The sequence below is a fragment of the Chamaesiphon sp. VAR_69_metabat_338 genome, assembly GCF_031423935.1.
In the GTDB taxonomy this organism is placed as follows: Bacteria; Cyanobacteriota; Cyanobacteriia; order Cyanobacteriales; family Chamaesiphonaceae; genus Chamaesiphon.
This window is the reverse complement of the sequence record NZ_JANPGM010000288.1, coordinates 1-3,133: the sequence shown is the minus strand read 5'-3', so window position 1 is coordinate 3,133 and position 3,133 is coordinate 1. Positions and strand designations below refer to the sequence as shown.

Here is a 3,133-nt window from a genome sequence, read left to right as displayed (position 1 = left end):
GTTGATTGTCAAGTTCGATAATGATAAGCTCCGCGCGCATCTGCGAGAAGATGAATTAGAGGTCATTTAAGGATCTAGCGTCTTTGGGCTGTTACTTCGCCAGCCGATAAAACCAATTTTCGATCGCACTTCCCCATGCCGCTTGCGAGAACACTGTTTCGGCAGCATGGCGACAGTCGGATCGATCGATCTCATCCAATCGATCGATCGCGGTTACTAAACCCGCTATACTGTCTGGTTCGACCAGAAATCCCGTTTTACCATCGGTGATGATTTCAGCAGGCCCGCCGCGCCGATAAGCGATGACTGGGACGCCGCAGGCGAGTGCTTCAATGGCTACATTCCCAAAAGCTTCGATCCAGCGTGGTGTCATCAACATGCCTTTGCAAGTGCGCAGAGCTTGTTGTAGCTCGTGAGTGGGGAGAAAGCCGAGATACTCGATCGGTGCGTGGGGGTAATCGTGTTGGATTTTTGCCCAGTAGTCAGGATCTTGAATTTTGCCCATAATTTTGAGCTTCATGCCCGTCCGCTCGGCGGCGGCAACAGCATCTTCGAGAGCCTTTTCTGGTGAGATTCGCCCCAGCCAAGCTAAAGTATTGTCAGGACGATCGCAGTACTCATAGACAGCCGGATCGACACCGCTACCGCCGACAACACAACATCGCTCCGCAAAGCTGAATGTCTCAGCTTGGGTGCGGGTACAAACGCCGATCGTCCCAGGATAATCGATCGCGACGCGTTCGATCGCCGTATCGATCGCGGCTATTTGCGAACCCATACTCACGAAATGCGCGATCGGGATGTCAAAAAATGGCGTCAGATAAAATGGCAGCCAATCGAAGGCAGTATTAAAAATAAGGTCATAATCGTGCTGGATTGCTCTGGCTTTTGCCCACATATTGGCGAGTACCGGATCTCCAGGCATGATAATTGCTGCCGCCTGTGCTTGAGTTTGGGCGGTGAGTTGGAGTTCGCCAGGGATTTGAATAATCGATAGATCGCCTAGTTGAGAACCTGTAGGAGCGATAATCTCGATCGTCTGTCCGCGCGATCGCAATTCGCGGGCGAGATTGGCGATCGTCAATTCGACACCACCCCCCAAACCCGAACCGAGAGCACCGACAGGCGTAGAGAGGATGAGAATTCTGAGTTTGGAATCTGGAATCTGCAAAACAATGGGAGTCTTTGGGTGGATGCTCTCGATTTTACAACAATTTATCGATCGGCTAATTTATATAGCAATCGCCAAGATCGTTAGGACGTTTTCTAATTAGTCCGCGTAGCGACGCGCGCTCGTCGGGAGTCCCGATGGATTAGCGCGTCAAGACAGGCGGACTTTGCATCACCAGCGGCTGCTTGGTGCAACACATGCGGAGGAAACCTCCGCGTGATTGCATCCGCGATTTCAATCGCTGTGTCCTAATAGCCTTGGCGACTGCTATATGTGGGTAAGTTTGGCGATCGCGATCGTCTCCAGTTAATTTTTAAGATAGCACTCGCAAACCATAGAAGATCCCCCCTCGCCCCCCTTCAAAAGGGCTACCGTGTATACACAAGTCTGTCGGACTTCGTTTTGAGATCTGAATCCCCCCCAACCCCCCTTAAAAAGGGGGGAACAAGATCCGGAAGTCCCCCTTTTTAAGGGGGATTTAGGGGGATCTCTAGTGTCTATGGGTAGCAAAAACAACTTTTTAAACATCCTCTTAGATCTAACTACCAACCCGACGTCTAAAGCTACGCTTGGTATCGGCATCGAGCAAACTCCAGATCCCAAGTGTCCCAGAAAAGAAGAAGACAATACTCGCGACATATAACATCGAAACCAATAATGCCAGCCACCACGCCCAAATTCTCGATTGGCGGAGCTGAAAAATTAAAAATTCTAATAATACCCCGATGCCAAATATCCCTAATCCTACAAATAAGCTGCTAAAAATAGACTGCCAATCGTCAGCAACTAGTTGTCCTTGGATTGCCGCAGTCAATATTTCGTAAGGATTGCGCAGCAATAAAACCAGGAAAATATACGCATAGATCGTCAAACCCACATTCCAGCATAAGCGTTTGAGCTTATTCCAGTAGCCGATCGTCCCAATAATGCCGATCGCGGCGATCGCATCAAACCAAAAATGTCCGTTAGGATGCGGCGCGACGAGACTACCACTATTAAACACAAACATTAAGATCAGCAGACTAATCGGTACGGAGCGTAAACTCCAAATTGCGACCATTAGTGATGCTGGAATTGCTGTATTAGTGAGGAGCATTAAGCTAAATAATTAATTTAATAATAAATTCGATCGTCAAGAGATCGATCGACAGATCGAATAACTAGCAGCGCATATTTATCGTGTTATCAAAACGCTACTCATCAATTGCAACTCAGGAGGCGATCGATCGAAATTGAGACTAAAATATCGATCGCACTCTCGATCGGTTTAATTTTAAGAAAATCTCGATTTCCGATGCCCATCTATCATAGCAAACGCTACTCAGATGCAATCCGCCAATGTACTGACAGCCAGCTAACTAGAGACACAGGAGGTATGAGCGCACTCGAAAGATCGACCCCAAAGTCAACCCAAAAATCGGTCTTTTTCTATGGGCGAATGCTGACTATCGATCGAAGTAGTCGCCCCAACTCAGATTAAACCCGACAACTTTTGCTAAAGTGAGAAGTACAGACTGCAAGGGGATAGGAACGCAACACAATGGCAGGCAAACTTTTATTAGTAGATGACGAACCAGGATTGCGCGAAGCAGTCCAAGCATATCTCGAAGATAGCGGCTATACGGTACAAGTAGCCAGCAGTGCCAAGGAAGCCTGGGAATTACTGCAACAACAGTTACCGGATTTAGTCATTTCGGATGTGATGATGCCCCAAGAAGATGGCTATCAATTCCTCAAGCGAATGCGGGATGACGACAGGTTTAAAGCTACCCCAGTAATTTTCTTAACGGCTAGAGGCATGAAAGCCGATCGCATTTCTGGCTATCACGCTGGCGTCGATGCTTATTTGTCTAAACCTTTCGATCCCGACGAACTGATCGCGATCGTTCAAAATCTCCTAGAGCGTCGGACTGTAGCGGTAGCCGCCTCCCAAAATCCCGAAATGGAAGGCATCGCCAAGCA

General features: G+C 48.3%; 3 protein-coding genes. 1 reads left to right on the top strand and 2 read right to left on the bottom strand.

What is annotated here, in order from left to right:
- Window positions 1-91 precede the first annotated feature (91 nt).
- Window positions 92-1,165 carry a glycosyltransferase family 4 protein gene (locus RMO84_RS08465; protein ID WP_396135803.1) on the bottom strand — a complete coding sequence of 358 codons (1,074 nt, stop codon included), beginning with the start codon at window positions 1,163-1,165 and terminating at the stop codon, window positions 92-94.
- Between the two features lie 544 nt (window positions 1,166-1,709).
- Complete coding sequence (locus tag RMO84_RS08460; RefSeq protein ID WP_310488025.1) at window positions 1,710-2,267, bottom strand: hypothetical protein; 558 nt, start codon at window positions 2,265-2,267, stop codon at window positions 1,710-1,712.
- A 444-nt stretch (window positions 2,268-2,711) separates the two neighbouring features.
- Here RMO84_RS08460 and RMO84_RS08455 point away from each other — a divergent pair.
- The coding region (locus tag RMO84_RS08455; RefSeq protein WP_310488024.1) for a response regulator at window positions 2,712-3,133 on the top strand (422 nt) is incomplete at its 3' end.

Bases quoted from the DNA above. Each gene is read 5' to 3' on its own strand.
- RMO84_RS08460 (WP_310488025.1), bottom strand. From the start codon at position 2,267: ATGCTCCTCACTAATACAGCAATTCCAGCATCACTAATGGTCGCAATT.